This is a genomic window from Pedobacter jaeyakensis, from assembly GCF_054461315.1.
Genome location: NZ_CM136921.1, coordinates 1,804,167 through 1,823,180, shown reverse-complemented (window position 1 = coordinate 1,823,180; position 19,014 = coordinate 1,804,167). Strand labels below are relative to the sequence as shown.

General features: G+C 38.9%; 19 protein-coding genes. 9 read left to right on the top strand and 10 right to left on the bottom strand.

Annotation, left to right across the window (positions count from 1 at the left end; genetic code table 11):
- Window position 1: 1 nt before the first annotated feature.
- The 9 genes from ACXZ1K_RS08115 to ACXZ1K_RS08075 form a co-directional block, all read right to left on the bottom strand.
- Entirely contained in the window at window positions 2-2,104 is a 2,103-nt protein-coding gene (locus ACXZ1K_RS08115; RefSeq protein WP_458972879.1) for a penicillin-binding protein, read from the bottom strand.
- Window positions 2,094-2,498: an FtsL-like putative cell division protein gene (locus tag ACXZ1K_RS08110; protein ID WP_458972878.1), complete on the bottom strand. Its 405-nt coding sequence runs from the start codon at window positions 2,496-2,498 to the stop codon at window positions 2,094-2,096. Before ACXZ1K_RS08110 ends, ACXZ1K_RS08115 begins: the two co-directional genes overlap by 11 nt.
- Complete coding sequence (gene rsmH / locus ACXZ1K_RS08105) at window positions 2,495-3,400, bottom strand: 16S rRNA (cytosine(1402)-N(4))-methyltransferase RsmH (RefSeq protein WP_458973243.1); 906 nt, start codon at window positions 3,398-3,400, stop codon at window positions 2,495-2,497. The genes ACXZ1K_RS08110 and rsmH overlap by 4 nt, the downstream gene beginning before the upstream one ends.
- A complete protein-coding gene (mraZ, locus tag ACXZ1K_RS08100; protein ID WP_458972877.1) occupies window positions 3,390-3,863 on the bottom strand; it encodes a division/cell wall cluster transcriptional repressor MraZ in 474 nt (157 codons plus the stop codon). The genes rsmH and mraZ overlap by 11 nt, the downstream gene beginning before the upstream one ends.
- Before the next feature lie 202 nt (window positions 3,864-4,065).
- Entirely contained in the window at window positions 4,066-5,259 is a 1,194-nt protein-coding gene (locus tag ACXZ1K_RS08095) for a phosphoglycerate kinase (protein ID WP_458972876.1), read from the bottom strand.
- 30 nt (window positions 5,260-5,289) lie between these two features.
- Complete coding sequence (locus ACXZ1K_RS08090; protein ID WP_458972875.1) at window positions 5,290-5,724, bottom strand: GNAT family N-acetyltransferase; 435 nt, start codon at window positions 5,722-5,724, stop codon at window positions 5,290-5,292.
- Window positions 5,717-6,712, bottom strand: coding sequence for a type I glyceraldehyde-3-phosphate dehydrogenase (gap, locus tag ACXZ1K_RS08085; RefSeq protein WP_458972874.1), 996 nt, complete (start codon window positions 6,710-6,712; stop codon window positions 5,717-5,719). The genes ACXZ1K_RS08090 and gap overlap by 8 nt, the downstream gene beginning before the upstream one ends.
- A gap of 50 nt (window positions 6,713-6,762) precedes the next feature.
- Entirely contained in the window at window positions 6,763-7,875 is a 1,113-nt protein-coding gene (locus tag ACXZ1K_RS08080; RefSeq protein ID WP_458972873.1) for an MraY family glycosyltransferase, read from the bottom strand.
- Complete coding sequence (locus tag ACXZ1K_RS08075; RefSeq protein ID WP_458972872.1) at window positions 7,872-8,612, bottom strand: glycosyltransferase family 2 protein; 741 nt, start codon at window positions 8,610-8,612, stop codon at window positions 7,872-7,874. Before ACXZ1K_RS08075 ends, ACXZ1K_RS08080 begins: the two co-directional genes overlap by 4 nt.
- Before the next feature lie 178 nt (window positions 8,613-8,790).
- Here ACXZ1K_RS08075 and ACXZ1K_RS08070 point away from each other — a divergent pair, with 178 nt between their 5' ends.
- From ACXZ1K_RS08070 to ACXZ1K_RS08030, 9 genes are read left to right on the top strand one after another with little or no spacing between them, the layout of a single operon-like run.
- The gene (locus tag ACXZ1K_RS08070) at window positions 8,791-11,127 is read left to right on the top strand and encodes a GumC family protein (RefSeq protein WP_458972871.1); all 2,337 of its coding nucleotides are present in this window, start codon (window positions 8,791-8,793) and stop codon (window positions 11,125-11,127) included.
- Window positions 11,124-12,254 carry a glycosyltransferase family 4 protein gene (locus tag ACXZ1K_RS08065; RefSeq protein ID WP_458972870.1) on the top strand — a complete coding sequence of 377 codons (1,131 nt, stop codon included), beginning with the start codon at window positions 11,124-11,126 and terminating at the stop codon, window positions 12,252-12,254. Before ACXZ1K_RS08070 ends, ACXZ1K_RS08065 begins: the two co-directional genes overlap by 4 nt.
- A complete protein-coding gene (locus ACXZ1K_RS08060; RefSeq protein WP_458972869.1) occupies window positions 12,251-13,090 on the top strand; it encodes an ABC transporter permease in 840 nt (279 codons plus the stop codon). The genes ACXZ1K_RS08065 and ACXZ1K_RS08060 overlap by 4 nt, the downstream gene beginning before the upstream one ends.
- Window positions 13,091-13,095: 5 nt before the next feature.
- On the top strand, window positions 13,096-13,734 hold the full coding sequence (locus tag ACXZ1K_RS08055) for an ABC transporter ATP-binding protein (RefSeq protein ID WP_458972868.1): 639 nt from the start codon (window positions 13,096-13,098) through the stop codon (window positions 13,732-13,734).
- A complete protein-coding gene (locus tag ACXZ1K_RS08050; RefSeq protein ID WP_458972867.1) occupies window positions 13,731-15,116 on the top strand; it encodes an exosortase Y-associated Wzy-like protein in 1,386 nt (461 codons plus the stop codon). Before ACXZ1K_RS08055 ends, ACXZ1K_RS08050 begins: the two co-directional genes overlap by 4 nt.
- Window positions 15,088-16,227 (top strand): XrtY-associated glycosyltransferase XYAG1, encoded by a 1,140-nt coding sequence (locus ACXZ1K_RS08045; protein ID WP_458972866.1) that lies wholly within the window; start codon window positions 15,088-15,090, stop codon window positions 16,225-16,227. The genes ACXZ1K_RS08050 and ACXZ1K_RS08045 overlap by 29 nt, the downstream gene beginning before the upstream one ends.
- Window positions 16,224-17,081 (top strand): glycosyltransferase family 2 protein, encoded by an 858-nt coding sequence (locus tag ACXZ1K_RS08040; RefSeq protein ID WP_458972865.1) that lies wholly within the window; start codon window positions 16,224-16,226, stop codon window positions 17,079-17,081. Before ACXZ1K_RS08045 ends, ACXZ1K_RS08040 begins: the two co-directional genes overlap by 4 nt.
- On the top strand, window positions 17,078-17,614 hold the full coding sequence (locus ACXZ1K_RS08035) for a hypothetical protein (RefSeq protein ID WP_458972864.1): 537 nt from the start codon (window positions 17,078-17,080) through the stop codon (window positions 17,612-17,614). Before ACXZ1K_RS08040 ends, ACXZ1K_RS08035 begins: the two co-directional genes overlap by 4 nt.
- On the top strand, window positions 17,587-18,177 hold the full coding sequence (locus ACXZ1K_RS08030; protein WP_458972863.1) for a WcaF family extracellular polysaccharide biosynthesis acetyltransferase: 591 nt from the start codon (window positions 17,587-17,589) through the stop codon (window positions 18,175-18,177). Before ACXZ1K_RS08035 ends, ACXZ1K_RS08030 begins: the two co-directional genes overlap by 28 nt.
- Before the next feature lie 120 nt (window positions 18,178-18,297).
- Here ACXZ1K_RS08030 and ACXZ1K_RS08025 read toward each other — a convergent pair whose 3' ends face one another.
- On the bottom strand, window positions 18,298-18,963 hold the full coding sequence (locus tag ACXZ1K_RS08025) for a DUF4142 domain-containing protein (protein ID WP_458972862.1): 666 nt from the start codon (window positions 18,961-18,963) through the stop codon (window positions 18,298-18,300).
- Window positions 18,964-19,014: the final 51 nt, after the last annotated feature.

The window sequence follows — 19,014 nt, the reverse complement described above, 5'->3', positions numbered from 1 at the left end:
GTTATTGTAATTCAATTTGCAATAATAACCCCTTACCTATTCTGCTTCCTGCGGCAATTGATTGTGCCACAACCCTACCGCTTCCTTTAACACGTGTCTTTAAGCCGGCATTCCCGGTAAGGTAGAGTGCATCTTTCAGGCCCATTCCTTTAATATCAGGCATTATACCTTTTACAGTATTAAACTCCTCGTACACGATGCCGTTACTTGTATCTACTTTATTGAAGTCTTTGGATTTAGCGGCATATAAAGTTTTGATACCAAATGCATTGTAAACCTTTTTAATTGGCTTACTTGGCCCGGATTTACTTTCAGGATTAACCGTATTGCCCACCAATCTATCCGGAATTTTATTATACATCTGCATATCGCTGGCATAAATCCTGTCGGCTATCTCTTTAAATACAGGTCCCGCTACTGCGGCACCATAATAGCCATGCTTAGGACCGTTGATCGCAACCATGATTGCATACTTCGGTTTATCAGCAGGAAAATAGCCGCAAAAAGATGCCTGGTAACTTTTTTTGGCTTTGTAACCATTATTACCATCTGCAACTTGAGCAGTACCTGTTTTACCAGCAACACGGTATAGCGGAGAACCCATTAGCTTGCCCGTACCTTCAGTAACTACACCCTCCAGCATGGCTTGCAATTTCTTAACCGTTTCCGGCGAGCAAACTTGTTCGCTGATTACCCTGGCCTTAAATTGCTCAATAGGGTTACCCAGCCGCCTAATTTCTCTTACGAAGATTGGAGCGATATACTTTCCGTTATTGGCAATAGCATTATAAAAAGCAAGCATTTGCAATGGCGTTATTTGCATTTCATATCCATAAGCCATTTGCGGTAATGTCATGTTCTTATTCCAGCTTTTGAACCCCGGATTTTTAATTACTGGTTTGGTTTCACCAGGAATCTGTAGTCCCAGTTTCTCGTTCATATGGATTCTATACAGATGATCAGTAAACTGAGAAGGATTGTTTTGATAATGCTGATTAACGAGTTTGGCAACCGCAGTATTTGCAGATTCTTCAAATGCCTTCTTCACAGTAACCGTCCCGATACCACCATGCGAATCTTTGATGATATGTCCCGGGATCTTATAAAAACCATCACCAGTAGCTACAAGTGTATTGGTATCTACCTTTTTGTCTTCCAGCAAAGCCATGTAGGAAGCAAGTTTAAAGGTAGAACCAGGATCCTGACTGCCACCAATGGCATAATTGAATTGTTCCGTATAAACCCCCTCACTAACACGGGTGTAGTTGGCTACAGCCCTAACTTCTCCAGTATTTACCTCCATTAAAATAACCGTACCATGGTCTGCATCGCTTACCTTCAATTGCTTTTCAAGCGCATTCTGAGCAAGGTCTTGCATGTTGATGTCAATCGTTGAAATGATATCAGCACCTTCTTTAGGCGCTACTTCAGCTTCATCATTAATTGGCATCCAAACACCTCCGGCGATTCTCTGCATTAAACGTTTACCAGATTCACCATTGATGTATTCACCGTATGCACCTTCCAAACCAACACCATTGCTTACATTCTCATTCTTATAGCCAATAGTTCTGGCTGCGAGAAATTTAAAGGGCTTAATTCTTTTATTTTGCTGAACGGCGATTAAACCACCTGTATACTTGCCAATATTATATAAAGGAAAAGTCCTGATCTGTTTCAGTTCCTGATAGCCTACTTTGCGTTTGATCAACAAATACCTTTCATCATCCCTCCTGGCCGCACGCAGGTAACGTGAATACTCTTTAGCAGTTTTATCCTTAAAAAAATCGGCCAGTGCCATACCAAGAGAATCAACTTTACTGTAAAATACAGTGCTGTCACTTATTCCTCCCGCTTTCATGTCCATTCGCAATTCATATTCCGGAATCGACGTGGCCAGCAGACTGCCATCAACGGAGTAGATATTGCCACGGGCAGCATCCACGGTGACATACTTTGTAGAGAGACTATCGGCCATGGCACGCCATTTATGTCCCTCTACAAATTGTACGTCGCCTAGTCTGATCAAAACTGCAACGGCAAACAGCACGATCAGACCGAAAGACAGGTAAACCCTTAATAATATGTTAGCCCTAATATTCATTATTGCTGATTATAATTTTCTTTGGCGGTTCAGTTAATTCTTTAATACCCAGGGTATCTACTTTCTTAGCAACCTCTGTCAACTTACTTTTAAACATGAGGTCTGCTTTTAGCGATTTGTACTCCCAGCTCAGCTCCTTCACCTCTTTATTTAATTTATCAATATCTCTGATGTTCTTTACGGCCATATGGCTGTTGGCAATATAAAGCATACACAACACCGCAATGAAGATTAAGAAAGGCATCATTTCCGTAGCGGTTTCCTTCGTAACCAGATCCTCGCTAAAGAACTTAGTAAAAAAGTTATCCTTCTCAGGCTCTTTCTTCTTTACCTTAACCTCCACCTCCTCTAAAGGGGCTTGCTCTTCTATCTCTTCTCTGAACCGGTTATTCATAACTTTTCTCCAATTCTAAGTTTCGCACTTCTTGACCTGCTATTTCGCGTTAATTCATCCTCATCAGCAATGATGGCTTTTCGGGTAATCACCTTAAATGGCTTTTGTTCATTACCAAAAAAATCTTTATCCACCTCTCCCCTAAACTTACCCTTGGCAAGAAAATTCTTTACCGGCCGGTCTTCCAGCGAGTGGTAAGACATCACCACCAGTCGCCCACCTGTATTTAAAACGTCTGCAGTTTGCGACAGAAAACTTTCTAACACGTCTATTTCCCCATTCACCTCTATCCTAAGTGCCTGAAAAACCTGGGCGAGGTATTTGTTTTCTTTTCCCTTTGGAATATGAGCCGCAACTACCTTCTTAAAATCAGATAGCGTTACAATTGGCTTCTCTACCCTGCCGGTTACAACAGCCTTAGCAAGCGACTTTGCATTTTTCACTTCCCCGTAGATCCCGAAAATGAGGTGTAGTTGTTCTTCCGTGTAGGTATTCAATACATCGGCAGCAGTCAATTTTCTTTGCTTATCCATCCGCATATCAAGCGTCGACTCAAATCTTGTAGAGAAACCCCTTTCGGCCTCATTAAACTGATGAGAAGAAACCCCAAGATCAGCAAGAATGCCATCTACCGCCTTAAAACCCAATAATCGAAGGTTATTTTTCAAAAAAGCAAAGTTTTGATCCACGAAATGGAACCTAGGATCATCAATTTTATTGCGCTGCGCATCCGGATCCTGATCGAAAGCGATCAATACGCCGTCCTGATTAAGATTTTTTAGGATTTCACGGGAATGCCCACCGCCACCAAACGTCACATCAACGTAAACGCCATCAGGCTTAATGAGTAAGCCGGCGATACATTCTTCCAACAAGACAGGCACATGGTAGTTATCTTCCATCATCCCTCCTGTTCTTGCTGCCCATTACCTCTTCCGCAAGATTGGCGAAATCAGCAGGCGCCTTATCAAAAAGTGCTTCGTATGCTTTTTTAGACCAAACCTCAATTTTATCGAACTGGCAGGCCAGCACAATTTCTGAGTTTGGTTCAATGCCCACAGACTCCATTAAAGAGTTTGGCAAATTTACCCTACCGGTGGTGTCCATAGACAAGTCTGTAGCGCCACGGGTAAAATATCTAATAAATTCTCTGTTCTTTTCTTCGTACCGGTTCAGCTTGTGTAGATCTTCTACAACATCCTCCCATACTTTTTTAGGATAGATGACCAGGTGCTTTTCAAAGCCGCGGTTGATGATCAGGCCCTCTTTATCAACATTAGGAAGTTGCTTAATTAGCTTCGCAGGCACCATCAGGCGACCTTTCGCATCTAATTTACAATCAAACTCTCCTAACAACTGAACCATTTTATAATACGCGCTTTTTATGTAGTGTAAAAATAGATATCTCTACCACTTTTTACCACATCTTACCACAAAAAGTTTTCCACATATTCTGTTTCTACCACTTTCCCCCATTTTAGGCATTTCAGGCCCTAAAAACGAAGTGGTAAAAAAAACAGGCGTTTCGAAAAAACGAAACGCCTGTCCTTAAAATAGTTCAGTCATACTAGTCGTTAATTGCCTTAACACCAGGCAATTCCTTACCTTCCATATATTCCAGCAATGCACCACCACCGGTTGATACGTAGCTAACTTTATCCTCTAAATTAAATTTAGCAATGGCAGCGGCGGAGTCGCCCCCACCTATCAAAGAGAAGGCATTATTGTCCTGTGTAGCGGCCACTACTGCATCGGCAATAGCACGGGTACCCTGTTCAAAATTTGCCATTTCAAACACGCCCATCGGACCATTCCACAACAAAGTTTTAGATTCTTTAATCACTTTTGAGAACAATTCAACGGTTTTCGGACCAATATCAAGACCCATCCAATCAGCAGGGATTTTTCCGGTATCTACAAACTTTTTGTCCGCCTCATTGTCAAATTTATCCGCAATCACGGTATCCAAAGGCAATAACAAATTCACCCCTTTAGCTTTTGCCTTATCCAATAACTCAAGACAAAGCGCCATTCTATCCTCTTCTAAAAGAGAAGTACCGATTTCACCGCCCTGAGCTTTTGCGAAAGTATAGGCCATACCACCACCGATGATCAGGTTGTCTACTTTATCCAACAGGCTTTCAATTAGTAAAATCTTGTCTGAAACCTTGGCACCACCCATAATTGCAGTAAAGGGCTTTTCAGCACCGTGATTTACCTTTTCAGCATTCTTTAGCTCTTCAGCCATTAAGTAGCCAAAATATTTACCATCCGGGAAGAACTCTGCAACGATAGCCGTTGATGCGTGTGCACGATGTGCAGTACCAAATGCATCATTTACATAGACATCACCAAGTTTGGCGAGTTGCGCTGCGAAAGCTTTGTCTCCCTTTTCCTCTTCTTTGTAGAAGCGAAGATTTTCCAGCAAAAGCACTTCACCTGCAGCTAGTTGTGCAGCAGCAGATTCAGCTTGTTCACCAATACAATCAGCAGCAAATTTCACATCCTGACCTAACATTGCAGAAAGATCCTTGAGAATGTGTTTCAAAGAATATTTATCTTCTGGTCCGCCTTTAGGTCGGCCCAGGTGCGACATCAGAATTACTGAGCCACCATCTTTTAAAATCTTATTAATTGTAGGCAGCGCTGCGCGCATTCTTTTGTCATCCGTAATGTTAAATTCCTTATCCAGGGGCACATTAAAATCTACCCGGATCAGGGCTTTTTTATCTTTGAAATTAAACTGGTCTACTGTTTTCATTTTTAATTTAAATTTCTGGTTCCGTATGTGTTATTGAGTTAAAAGTTTAATCATGTTAAAATGCGGCCCTATTCCGGGAACTTCAAATTCATCAGAGATGATTTCAAAGCCCAGTTTATGGTAAAAACCAACCGCAATTTTACGGGCGTTGCACCAAATATAAGAAGCATTAGCAGATGTAAGTGTTTCTACCGCAAAATTAATCAATTCTGCTCCGTAACCCTTGCCTGCAGAAAGGGAATCAGTGGCCATTCCCCTCAACCTATAGCCACCTGTTCCCTGCTCAGGGTAATCTTCAGGAAAAAATGTGGCAATGGAAACGAGCTCTTCGCCTACAAAGCAACCTAAATGAAACCCATCCGTAATTTCATCAGTAGGGAATTTACATTTGTCGGGATCGAGACCATTTCTGAGCACTTTGCTTCTTAGCGGAAGCACTTGATCTGAGTTGATGTATTTAACCATTGTTATTGTCGATTTTTTGTACAAGATCGGCCAAACGTGCAGAGTAGCCAGCTTCATTATCATACCATCCCACAACCTTAACCATATCGCCTACTATAGAAGTTAGCTGGGCATCAAATATACAAGAGTGCTGGTTATCAATAATATCTACAGACACTATTGGATCTTCGGTATACTCCAAAATACCAGGCATCTCATTTTCTGCAGCCTTTTTAAAAGCAGCATTGATTTCGGCTATTGATGTTGGAGATTTTAGCAAACAGGTAAAATCAGTAAGGGAACCATTAAGTACAGGTACTCTTATGCCCGCACCACCCAGCTTATCTTCCAATTGCGGGAAGATACGGGTTATTGCTTTTGCAGCACCGGTAGTTGTAGGTATGATAGATGTAGAAGCAGCCCTTGCCCTGCGCAAATCTTTGTGCGGGGCATCGTGCAAGTTTTGGTCGCCCGTCATTGAATGCACAGTGGTGATGTAACCTTCCAGGATACCCCAATTGTCGTCCAATATCTTAATCATTGGCGCCACATTGTTGGTTGTACAAGAAGCGTTTGACAAAATTGGAGACTTCAAGTCGACCAGCTCGTCATTAACACCCAATACCACTATCGGGATATCTCTATCTGGAGAAGGTGCGGATAAAATGACTTGCTTAGCACCTGCCTTGATGTGGAGCTCAACCGCTTGCCTGGTGATGAATTTGCCGGTAGATTCAATAACGAGATCTATCTCCAATTCCTTCCAGGGTAACAATTCAGGACTAGCGTGCGAAGAAACCTTTATCTTCTTACCATTGATGATCAAATTACTATCATCAAAACTAACTGTGCCTTTAAAACCTTGATGCACAGAATCGTATTTGAACAAATGCGCCAAAGTACCCACATCACCAAGATCATTGATGGCCACCACATTGATGTTCCTTTCAATTGCGGTACGCAAAAAGATACGACCTATTCGACCAAAGCCATTAATTGCAACATTCATCGTTAATAATATTTGAGGTCGCAAAAGTACCGATAATAAGAGATTGTTTTTTAAGAATCGCGACGGAAAATATTCCGCCTGAGGTTTAGTGTGTCTCTAAAAAAAAGATCGACGAAACTATAATGATTAAATAAAAATTTCCCTCTTCGGTATGTCAAATAAGAATTCCCAATTAAACTGCAAAAAATAGTCATACAGATCAAAGAGAAATTACCTAAACTTTGAAAGCAAAGCACAAAACAAGTCATACAAATGGTATGGGTCGCCAACACACACACTATTTGAGAATCGCGAAGGCCTATATCTTGTAAACGATGATGAATATGGTTTCGATCTCCCTTTAACAATGATTTTCCATGAAAACACCTGATAAGTAAGATCCTCGACGAATCAAAAAACGGAACGATTAGTAACGACATCAATAAAGCGTAAGGCGCGTTGTAGAAGGTATCCGGTCCCTCGTCACAAATTTGGATAAACTTTATTCCTAAAATAACAGAAATCAGGCCGACCAGCATGGCACCTACGTCACCCATAAATATCTTCCGGCTTATCAAATTATATTTTAAAAATCCGATCAACGATCCGGAAGTTATCAGCCCCACAACGGCATATTCACTATATCCAAATCTTAGCAATTGCAAGGAGAGATAGAGGATTACAATAAGACCAAGAACTGCAGCCAGACCGTCAATTCCGTCAATTAGATTGAAAGCATTAATGATAAAAAGCATCAAAATGATTATCACTAACACGTTTAAAAATTGACTAAGTTGCACTCCATAAACAAGTGGAAACAATTCAACAGCCTGACATTGACCCTGCGCTATCAATAATCCCACAGCTAATAACTGCATTAAAAATTTCTCACTTGGTTTTGCACCACCAAGCAGATCGTCTTTAAGTCCTAGCAAAAACAAAATGGCTCCTGCTTTCAAAATCCCATAAATAAAAGTCGCATGGTCTAAGGCTAAAAAAGTAATTATATTTAAGGTTAAAAATATTCCTACACCACCTAGTCTTGATATATAAAATTCGTGATTCTTTCGATACTTATCAGCGCTATCGAATAGCTTAAAGTAAGCTGAAAATCTAATGATAACTGACATCAGCATTGCATTCAACATTACAGACGAAATCACGATAGGCAGCAATATGCTCATAGTATTTGATTAATTTTGCGTATCCTCTTTAACAGTACGATAACAATCGGCCACTTAATCTCCATAGCTTTCATGATGGCGTAATCCTGTTTCAGGACATCTATTTGCTTCTTATAGGAACCATTGCTTATTCCCCCCGCCCTCATGTTCACTAAAACACTATTGACAAAAAACGTCTTAATTTCTACTGTTAAAAACAGGCGGAGGATAAATTCATAATCCCCGGCAATCCTATATTTTGTCGTGTAAAGACCAGATTGATTAAATAGTGTTCGTCTGATATAGAGTGTCGGATGAGGAGGCATCCATCCAGTTTTAAGCTTCCGATAGGTTAAGTTACTTGAAACCCATTTGCGGCAGACCGTCCGGCCATCCTTGCGTTTTACAACGTTTAAACAACCATAAACTGCATCATATCCATTCAAAAAATAAGAGGCCATTGATGAGATGACTTTATCTTGTGTGAGAAAATCATCTGCATTTAAAACTCCGATCACATCGCCATTTGCACGTAAAATCCCCTCGTTGATCGCTTCATATAGCCCGAGTTTCGGTGTTGAATGTAACCTGATATTCCTGAAATTAAAATTTTCAATTTTAGAGATCGTCATATCTGATGATCCCCCGTCGACAATAACATGCTCAATATGAGGATAATCCTGTGATTGTACCGACTGGATACAACATTCGATAAACTCTTCTCCATTTAAAACAGGAGTGATGATGCTAAAAATCATAATAATTAATATATTTGCGTTTCAATATTAAATAATATTTATTGAAAATACTAAATTTCTTTTTATTAGAATATTGAACCTTTACAGAAATTATTTACAATTATTTAAAATTTTTACCGCCGGACAAAACAACTATAAAAACCCTAAACTGTATTTAATACTGTGCAAACTTTAGTCGATGTCGAATACGAAAATTAATATTGAAATAAACTATTTAAAAGTGGTGCAGATCATACTAAGCAGATGGTATTGGCTAATATGTGCCGTGGTTATCGGAGTTGGGTCATGCTTTGTTTACCTAAAGCTTATTCCTTTTCGCTATTGCTCAACTAGCACTTTGAAATTCGAAGAAAAAAAATCTGAAATAGCTGAACTTATCTCTGCAAAAAACTTTTACGAGCGCTCTAACAAAGTTGAGTCTGAAAAAAACATCATATTTTCTAATAGAATAATCTCGGCAGCAATAGATCAACTAAACTACAATATTGAATTCTTCATTCAAACGCACTTCAAAGACGAAAATATTTATCCGGTTACACCAATAAAAATTCAAATCGTAAAAAGAACCGCAGCTCCCATTCCTGATCATCTTTTTAGATTCAAGCGTGTCGACAACCGTACTTTTCTTCTCTCCCTTGAAATAGGCAGACATGTTATTGAGCGGCGGTTTAAATATGGGCACCATATTTCCTGGAGAGGAGTAACCTTTATGGTAGTAAACGAGAGAGAGCAAATAACAATTGATCCAGTCGTATTCAAATTGATAGATAGAAATGAACTAATTAAGAAAATAAGCAGCAATTTAAAATCAGATGATAGTCAGAACACCAATACTCTGACAATCAAATTCACAAGCTCAAATGCTATATTCTGCAGGGACTTCCTTAACGCACTAATGTCCTCATATATTAATTTCGATAGGCACCAGCGCCAAGCCTCGCTTACACAAACTTCGAAATTCATCTCCAAGATGTTATTAGATATGGATACAAAAGCCACGAAATCCTCAAATACAATTCAACAGTTCAATAGAACGAACAATCTCTATGACTTTAATGCACAGCAAGTTCAAAGCTTGAGTAAGATGGAAGTTTTAAAGGATAGACAAAATGAGCTGGAAATTCAAAGGCAACTGATAAAATACAATCTCGAAAAAATAGAATTAAAAGGTGAAACTAATAAGTTAACATTCGACTTGCGTGGTCTAACTGATCCGCAATTAGTTAACTTAATTACCAAATATCAACAACTGATTCTATCAAGAAACGAAAGGCTTAATCTATATACACCTACTTCGGATTATATCGTATCTCAGAATACCCAAATTGAAAACATATTGTATGGGATTCAAAATAGCCTTAAGGAGTATATGGCCACTAACGAAAAAAATTCAAGCATCGTATCTGTTTTACTTGATAGTTTACACAAGAAATTACAAAGTATTTCTGACATAGAGACGGAGTCTTTAAATCTGCAATCAAGCTATGAAGTAGACCAAAAGATCTATAAATATCTATCTGAAAAAAGGCTGGAAGCATTAGTAGCAAAAGCAGCAGTGGTTCCCGGTGCGATGGTTTTAGACCAGGCTTCAGACCCCTCCGAATTGGTCTCTCCCCTACCTCTAAAAACGTATTCATTGTTTATTATCCTTAGTATGGCCGGTGGGATAGCAATTATACTTCTGCTTAATTCAAATAATCCATTTATTTATGACCAGTCAGATCTTGAGTTAAACAGTTCTTTGCCCATATTGGGCACAATTCGAAAGTTTAAAGGCAGTCTAAGCGAGAAAAATAACTATTTGGCCCTTCAAAATTCACCTCGATCAATATTTGCTGAGTCCATCCGCTTTTTGAGAAGTAACCTTTCGCTTCACTATGACCAAGGGCTAAAAACCATTTGTATAACGTCTGAAACCTCCCGCGAAGGCAAATCATTTATAGCCTTAAATTTAGCGTACGCATTCACGCTAGTCCAAAAAAAAGTAGTGATAGTTAATGCCGACTTAAGAAAAATATCACAAAGTTTCCCAGACTTATGCAATGACGTTGATGGCTTAAGTTCTTATCTAACTGGGCACATCCATTTAGACTCCATAACCAAACCCTCAGCGATTGCTAACTTGGATGTAATCCCGTCTGGCCCGATTCCTCCAAATCCATCAGAGTTAATTGCTAGTAACAAAACGAAAGACTTAATTCTGTTCCTTAAAAGCCGTTATGACATTGTAATTATTGATTCTGCTCCGGCAGGACTGGTCACCGATGTTAGCCCTATAATGAAGTTAGCAGATGTTAATCTTTTCGTACTTAGAAGCGGCGTTTCAAAATATCAGTATCTAAAAACTGCGGACAGGATTAGAAATGACCTCCAAATCACCTCTATGGCGATTATTCTAAACGACTTTGAACCGGACAACTTTAAACAGCGATACTACAGTCAAGATAAATCTTATCCGTCATATCCAAGTAGTTATTACTACTCCGAACAACTAAAGCAGATACCTAAGGCATGAGCTCAACAAGACACCCACAAAAAAAATTGATACTACTCACGCTAGATAGCTTCAATAACGACGGCGGAATTCAAAGTGTTTGCAGGAGTTTAGGTTTTGCACTTCAATCAATATCGCAAAGATCTCAACAGTTTAATTTTTACATGAAATCGTTGTACGATGTTACCTCGGATGATAACTACATATGTCCAAGTCGGTTTCAAGGTTTTAACGGAAATGTAGCAAGACTTATCGGGAGTTGCTTTCGCATTGCAAGAAGAACGGATACAATTATCTTAAGCCACGTAAACCTTTTACCTGTAGCTTTCCTCTTATCTATTTTTAAACGGAGCATAAAAATTATTCTGATTGCTCATGGAACTGAAATATGGAGACCACTCAGCCCCTGGAAAATAAGATTTATAAAAAGGAAGGTGGTGATATGGTCAGTTAGCAATTATACCAAAAGTCAAATCTGTGAAATACACAAAATTGATGATGAAAAAATACACGTCTTACATAATTGCCTCGATCCCTTTTTTAAACCACCCTCAGCTTTTCGGAAACCCGAACAATTGCTGACCAAATATGGCTTAAAAAAAGACCAAAAAATACTGCTGACACTTTCAAGAATAACAAGACACGAACGCGACAAAGGGCACGAAAAGGTATTAGACTCACTACCTGGGCTTTTAAAGGAATTCCCTACGCTACACTATATAATTTGCGGAAGGATTGATCCGGATGAACTTGATCGGCTAAAAAGAATTATCAATCATCTAAACCTCACCCAAAATGTTAGCCTCCTGGGATTTATACCCCAAAAGGAATTAGTTATGCACTATTCATTATGTGACCTTTTCGTGTTGCCAAGTAAAAAGGAAGGGTTTGGTTTAGTTTTTATTGAAGCGGCTGCCTGCGGGTGTGATATAATATCAGGCAATAAGGATGGAAGTATTGAAGCCATGTTATACGGACAACTTGGAATGATGGTTGACCCCAATGACAACAATCAGATACGGAAAGCAATTCGTAAATCACTCTCAAGGAATCGACAAGTCGAGATCGCATTTAAAAGACAAAACCTTTGCCTGAGCATGTTCACTCAGCGCACTTATCAGGATAAAATATTAGCACTATTAAAATGACAAAGAAGGAATGGAGAATTGATGCCAAGTTCTCCTACAAAAAAATCACATTCCGAGATATTTATACTTACAAATATCTTTTAAAACAACTTGTATACAGGGATTTTGTGGCATCTTATCGACAAACTGTCTTAGGTCCAGCCTGGTTTATTGTTCACCCAATTATAACTGCGGGAGTATTTACATTCGTCTTTGGAAACATCGTAAATATTCATACAAACGGCATACCTAAGCCAATTTTCTACCTAACTGGTTTAGCAATCTGGTCTTACTTTTCAGAATGCACGACCAGAATATCTTCAGTTTTTAAAGACAATATTGAAACTTTTGGAAAAGTCTATTTCCCAAGGATACTCGTTCCACTAACGATATCCATTTCCATGGCTTTAAGATTAATCATTCAATTGCTGATAATTACAGTGATTCTGTTCTCAATAAAATTGGCCAACGAAATACCATCAGTCCCCAGGTCAGCGCTCCTAATAATGCTTGCATCTGGTATTGCCACCTGTCAGGCAATGGGAATGGGATTAATCATTGCCTCGCTGACAATAAAATATAGGGATTTGAACTTTTTGACAACTTTCACCATGCAGCTAATGATGTACGCAACAACATTGTTTTTCCCATTATCTGCTGTACCCAAACATTTACAAATTTTTGTGCAGGTCAATCCGATGACTACCGTAATAGAGACATTCAGATTTGCTCTGCTTAACAATGGTAATATCAACTATTTGGCACTGGTCTACAGTTTCTTTATATCCTTAATTCTACTTATTGTGGGCGTTATTTCCTATGAACATACCGGAAGAACTTTTATTGATAAAATCTAAAAATCATGATAAAAGCAGAAAATATATCAAAGTTATACCAAATAGCTAGGAAAGTGAACAACAATTACAACGGGCAATTCTGGGCGCTAAGGAATATAAATTTCACAATAGATCAAGGTGAAAAAGTAGCCCTAACTGGCCACAATGGAGCTGGAAAGAGCACCCTACTTAAAATAATCAGTAAAATAACAGCCCCCACAACCGGAACAATTAGTGGAAAAGGAAGGATAATCAGCATGCTGGAAATAGGGACAGGATTCCACCGTGACCTTACTGGAATTCAAAACATCTATTTGAATGGAGCAATGCATGGAATGAGTAAAAAGGAAATCAACAAGGAACTGGATTCCATCATATTTTTTGCTGAAGCCGATCGTCAAATCAATAGCCCGGTAAAGCACTATTCCTCGGGAGAATACATGCGCCTGGCATTTTCAGTTGCCGCCCATTTAAGGTCCGAAATCTTAATTATTGACGAAGTCATGGCAGTAGGTGACCGTGATTTTCAGAAAAAATGCGCCGAAAAACTTCAAGACACCAACTTACGTGATGGCAGGACCATCCTTTCTGTGAACCACAATTCGGATTTTATTAAAATTAGTTATGATCAGGAGATTAAACTTAGCAATGGAATGATCGTATGAAGCTCAACCATCCTGCTTTTGCGCTAATTTGCATCCCTTGGTTATTAGCCATGATTTTTTCGGATTTCCCTATCCTCTCCTTCCTTACGGCATGGTCGGGGTCATTTTATATTTTCTACATCACATTGTTTTCCCGTTGCTCCGTTTATTCGGTCTTTAGTCATGACAAAATAGCGTATATGCAGCCAATTTTTATGATTCAGCTAATTTTTGCAGGGTTCATGTGCTGTACGTCTATATTCTATTTTATCGCCCATTTAGACGGCGACCTTTTAGTCATAGCGAACTGTCAAAGAATAAGCCTCTTAGGCCATATTTCACTGGTATCTGGCATTATGATTACGTTGAATGAGAACAAGTCTAGTACAACATTATACCCTAAGAAATTTCTATGGACGCTATCAAAAGTGTGTGTTGTAAGTTTGGCTGTAGCACTATCGCTTGACTATATCCCAGGACTAATTCAGCTAAAATACCCATTACTGGTGCTTTCTGCGACTTGCGGTTCATATCTTCTTATTCATGGTATCTATCAACGGTCGTTTCTTTTTGCATTATTTGGAACAACTATCTACATCACAAACTTCATAAATTCAACCTTATCAGGATTTAAGGAGGGGATAATAGTTCAATGGCTAACCATCATATTTATCGCATTACCTATTTATAAAAAATCAATAATTGCATTAGGATTGCCAATAGCATGTCTTTTCTTATACATACTTCCCACTTACACAATTGTAATACGAGAGCAATCCTGGTTTAAAGGGAAACCCCGGGAAAATGCACGAGAGCAAGCATACCAAACATTTTTCGACGATGGAAATGATGAAATCATTGATCAGAATAACTGGAAATTTCTAACCAATCGGTTTAGCGAAATAGGTATGTTTAGCAAATACGTGTCTCAGGTACCAGATTCACATGATTTCTATGGTTTGGAAATCTTTTACAATACCTGCATCGCCCTGATTCCAAAAATGTTTTGGGACGAAAAGCCATCGATGGAAGCTCTTTCCATGAAACGTGTCTACGAAGCAGGGGTGGCTAAAAAAACCTCACCGATATCAGCCAAGACCAGACCAGTTGTAGATGGATATCTGATCTATGGAAATGTAGGCGTTTTTATTACGATGATCCTTTACGGGATGCTGACTCAAAGAATCTGCAATAAGGCAGAAAATCTATTTGGAGGATACGAAATGGGCTGCAGCATTATATTTAACAGTTTGTTTCAGCAACTGTGGCGAGGAAATAACCTGGAGTTTCTCATCAATAACATTGTTTATGCATACCTCCTCATGCTACTAATCTACAACATTATGAAATACACCAATTGCTTAAATCCAATATATGATCATTCACATTACACCGGCTTATAAACCAGCGTACATTTACGGCGGACCAACGATTTCGGTTGCACGGCTTTGCGAAGAATTGGCAGCGGCCAAACAAGAAATCATCGTACTAACGACAACAGCAAATGGGCCGCAAGAATTAAAGATACAAACTGGTAAAGCTTTACCAGTTAATAACGTCCCCGTTTATTACTTCAAAAGGTTAATTAGAGGGCAGATACATTTATCCCTTCAATTATTAAGGCAACTTAATAAAGAGCTACGCAAAAAAGATACGGTAGTCCATATCCACTCTTGGTGGAATGGAACTGCTATGCTATCTTGTATGTTGGGGATGATAAGAGGGAAACGAGTTGTCCTGTCACCAAGGGGAATGATCACTGCTTATTCTTTGAATAACAGACACTTCCTTTTGAAGTGGTTGATCCATAAAGTTATTGGAAATCGACTCATTAAATATTGCCAAATACATGTGACCTCAGAAAAAGAAGAGCAAGATGTATTACAAATCCAACCGAACAGCAATACCACGGTGATTGCCAACATACCTGAGTCATTGCCAATTCCAGCTGAACTTAAAACAGTGATGGTTAATATTGAAAGAGATTTTAATCTGCTCTTTTTTTCAAGAATAGAAGAGAAAAAAGGAATTGAATTGCTATTTAAGGCTTTGTCAGAACTTAAAATAGTTTGGTCACTGACAATGTGTGGTTTCGGGAAGGAAGTGTACATCTGCAAGCTTAAAAAAATGGCATGCGAACTTAACATCGATAAAAGGATAGTTTGGAAAGGATTTATTCACAACCAGAAAAAACATGCAGTTTTTAACCGACACGATCTGCTGGTCTTATTTTCAAAGAATGAAAATTTTGGAAACGTCATATTGGAAAGTCTAAGTTTCGGCCTTCCAGTATGCATATCAAAAGAAGTTGGGCTCGCTCATTTCGTCACACAAAATGACCTCGGATGGGTGGCAGACCTCAACATTCCTTCAATCAAGGCAGCTCTAATGGCTGCTTATTTCGGCTTTGATAAAAGGAAAACAATCTTCGAAAATGCAGCTTCCATTGTTTGTGAGAACTTTCATCCTACCACATTGCTACCGCAATACATCAAATTATATAATCGTCTATGAATTTACATTTCTCAGTAATCATATTAACCCTAAATGAGGAAATGCACTTACCAAGACTTTTAAAATCACTAGATGGACTAAATGCAGAAACCTTTGTACTTGATTCCGGCAGCACCGATAATACGTTGAACATTTGTCATACCAAAGGTATACAGACGGCGTTTCATCCGTTTACAGATCATCCTAATCAGTGGCACTTTGCATTAGAACACTTTAAAATCAAGACACCTTGGATCGTTGCGTTAGATGCCGACCAAATTGTGTCTAACGAATTACACTATTTTCTCCTCAATTTTTCAGATCACAACTTCAAACAAATTAATGGGATCTATTTTAATCGTAAAAATTATTTTAAAGGCACGTGGATTAGATACGGTGGGTATTTCCCTAAATACCTACTTAAAATGTTTCGTACCGGGATCGGCTATTCAGATTTGTCAGAAAATTTCGACCATCGATTTCAGGTTCCAGGCAACACATTAATCTGCAAAAAAGGAATTTTACTAGAAGAGAACTTAAAAGAAAACCAAATTAAATTTTGGATCGACAAACACAATAGATATAGCGATTTGGCCGCTAAGGGACATATGAAAAGACCAGCTGACGCTCTCCAACTTCCTATTTCCTCTATGTTGGGCACACCTAACCAAAAAATAATATGGCTCAAACAAGTTTGGTCTAAGCTGCCTTTATACCTTCGGCCATTCCTATATTTTTTTTATCGATTCATTATAAGAGGGGGTATCCTTGATGGCAGACATGGCATCATATTTCACTTCTTACAAGCCTTTTGGTTCCGACTGCTTATAGATATTAAAATTGACGAATTAAAAAACTCAAACGTACAAGAATGAAAAATACTCTTGAGACATTTCGTTTCCTCTTAAAATTTCTTTTACTTTTTATGGCCTTCCAAACAATTATAATTTCCTTCATTGGAATTACTACGCCAGGTGGATTTTTCATTTCCTGGTTTAATGACCACTTAAATTTCATCACGCTTTGGAGAAGCTTTCTAATCATATGCACTGCAAAAATTCTCCAAACACTTGGCTATGTTGTGCTGATAAATGCTACTGGATTGAAAGTAATTGGCTGTGCTGGTTTTAAGATTGTCTATTCATGTCTGGGGTATGGTATAAGCAATGTCCTACTCGCCTTCGCTTTTGCTTATCCAAAAGCAAACTTTCCGAAGTATTCGACAGCAATTTTGGGCATCCTATGTATCCAAATACTAAACATAGTCAGATTGTGTCTAATTGCAATATTTTATCAGCCTGCATTTATGGTTTTGGGTCTAGGCTATCATGAAATTTTCAATTTGTTCTTATATATATTCACGATCTCTGGAAGCTACTTATGGATAAAATATCAACCGAACAACTAAAATTTCCAATTCAGGAACTCAAAAAAGATTTCGACAAACATGAGTTCAGCATTGGTGCATCAATATTTAGATTGTCTTGCTGGCATATTGTCCGCCTGCTACTATTTACTTCAGGACTTATGCCATTTAGCAATATCCTTGTACTACTACTTCGTACTTTTGGCGCAAAAATAGGAAGGGAAGTCCGGATTAAACCTGGTATTTATATTAAATATCCTTGGAAACTCAAGGTTGGTAATTTTTCCTGGCTGGCTGACTGTTATATAGAAAATTTAGACGAAGTAAACATCGGGAATCATGTTTGTATTTCTCAAAAAGCGATGCTCCTAACAGGCAACCACAACTATAAATCAACAAGTTTTAATCTTATGGCCCAGGCAATTACACTTGAAGACGGAGTTTGGGTAGGTGCAAATGCCACTGTTTGTCCCGGCACCACAATTCGCTCACATTCCGTAATTCTAGTAGGGTCCGTAATATCTGGATTAACCCAGCCCTATCAAATTTACAAAGGCAATCCCGCAATATCAATTCGCCAACGCGTCATCAAAACGTCAGCTTAGAAGATATTTGGATTTAAATACAATAATCTTTTAAAACAGGCGTCTTATTACCGAGAGCGTTAATTTAGATGGAGCGGTGAAGGGTTGGTATGACCACTCACCGCTTTTTTTTACCACTTTCTATAACTCTTTGGCTAGTGCTTGAGCCGCTGCCAATTGCTTTCTTAAAATCGGCAAGTAACGGCTGGCAAATGCTTTAATCTCTGGATCTTTAGATTTGATACCGCTTTCAAAAATCCTGATATTATTTTGATGGTCTTCAATTATTAAGTTTAAATATGCTGCCTCAGAACTCGGTTCAGGCATCTCCATTTTGGGGAATGATAGCATCACCCTTTTGTCTGACGCCAGCCTATCTAATTCTGCCTTCGCCCTAGTTTGTTCAGCAATAAGCAACCCGGCAAAATCTTTTACCTTTTTGTTATTGGCTTTGTTTAATATCGCCTTGCTACTTCCAATTTCCAACATTTCGCTTACCGCAGCTTTATTAATAAAATCCACATCTTTTAATGAATCAAGCCTGATCTGTGCAGCAGCATCCGGCCCGTTTAACTTAGAAATTGCATTGTTGGCAATTGCATTGGCATTCTCTGAAGAGCCGGCACGTTGTGGGTTGCCCGAAGGTATGCCGATGGTTAGTGCGTCGCCAGATGCGTTAATTACTCCCTGGCTAGGATTACTGGTATTTGGCTTTAGTGTGGTGATTTTTGATTTTCTTGATGTACCACACGAAATAACAGTGCCAAGGATAAGTGATAAAGTGAGCAATTGCAGTAAACGTTTCATGGTCGTATTTTTAGGTCTTCTTACTGTTAAACTGCGACAGCTATCATAATG

Bases quoted from the DNA above. Each gene is read 5' to 3' on its own strand.
- ACXZ1K_RS08115 (WP_458972879.1), bottom strand. From the start codon at position 2,104: ATGAATATTAGGGCTAACATATTATTAAGGGTTTACCTGTCTTTCGGT.
- ACXZ1K_RS08110 (WP_458972878.1), bottom strand. From the start codon at position 2,498: ATGAATAACCGGTTCAGAGAAGAGATAGAAGAGCAAGCCCCTTTAGAG.
- rsmH (WP_458973243.1), bottom strand. From the start codon at position 3,400: ATGGAAGATAACTACCATGTGCCTGTCTTGTTGGAAGAATGTATCGCC.
- mraZ (WP_458972877.1), bottom strand. From the start codon at position 3,863: ATGGTTCAGTTGTTAGGAGAGTTTGATTGTAAATTAGATGCGAAAGGT.
- ACXZ1K_RS08095 (WP_458972876.1), bottom strand. From the start codon at position 5,259: ATGAAAACAGTAGACCAGTTTAATTTCAAAGATAAAAAAGCCCTGATC.
- ACXZ1K_RS08090 (WP_458972875.1), bottom strand. From the start codon at position 5,724: ATGGTTAAATACATCAACTCAGATCAAGTGCTTCCGCTAAGAAGCAAA.
- gap (WP_458972874.1), bottom strand. From the start codon at position 6,712: ATGAATGTTGCAATTAATGGCTTTGGTCGAATAGGTCGTATCTTTTTG.
- ACXZ1K_RS08080 (WP_458972873.1), bottom strand. From the start codon at position 7,875: ATGAGCATATTGCTGCCTATCGTGATTTCGTCTGTAATGTTGAATGCA.
- ACXZ1K_RS08075 (WP_458972872.1), bottom strand. From the start codon at position 8,612: ATGATTTTTAGCATCATCACTCCTGTTTTAAATGGAGAAGAGTTTATC.
- ACXZ1K_RS08070 (WP_458972871.1), top strand. From the start codon at position 8,791: ATGTCGAATACGAAAATTAATATTGAAATAAACTATTTAAAAGTGGTG.
- ACXZ1K_RS08065 (WP_458972870.1), top strand. From the start codon at position 11,124: ATGAGCTCAACAAGACACCCACAAAAAAAATTGATACTACTCACGCTA.
- ACXZ1K_RS08060 (WP_458972869.1), top strand. From the start codon at position 12,251: ATGACAAAGAAGGAATGGAGAATTGATGCCAAGTTCTCCTACAAAAAA.
- ACXZ1K_RS08055 (WP_458972868.1), top strand. From the start codon at position 13,096: ATGATAAAAGCAGAAAATATATCAAAGTTATACCAAATAGCTAGGAAA.
- ACXZ1K_RS08050 (WP_458972867.1), top strand. From the start codon at position 13,731: ATGAAGCTCAACCATCCTGCTTTTGCGCTAATTTGCATCCCTTGGTTA.
- ACXZ1K_RS08045 (WP_458972866.1), top strand. From the start codon at position 15,088: ATGATCATTCACATTACACCGGCTTATAAACCAGCGTACATTTACGGC.
- ACXZ1K_RS08040 (WP_458972865.1), top strand. From the start codon at position 16,224: ATGAATTTACATTTCTCAGTAATCATATTAACCCTAAATGAGGAAATG.
- ACXZ1K_RS08035 (WP_458972864.1), top strand. From the start codon at position 17,078: ATGAAAAATACTCTTGAGACATTTCGTTTCCTCTTAAAATTTCTTTTA.
- ACXZ1K_RS08030 (WP_458972863.1), top strand. From the start codon at position 17,587: ATGGATAAAATATCAACCGAACAACTAAAATTTCCAATTCAGGAACTC.
- ACXZ1K_RS08025 (WP_458972862.1), bottom strand. From the start codon at position 18,963: ATGAAACGTTTACTGCAATTGCTCACTTTATCACTTATCCTTGGCACT.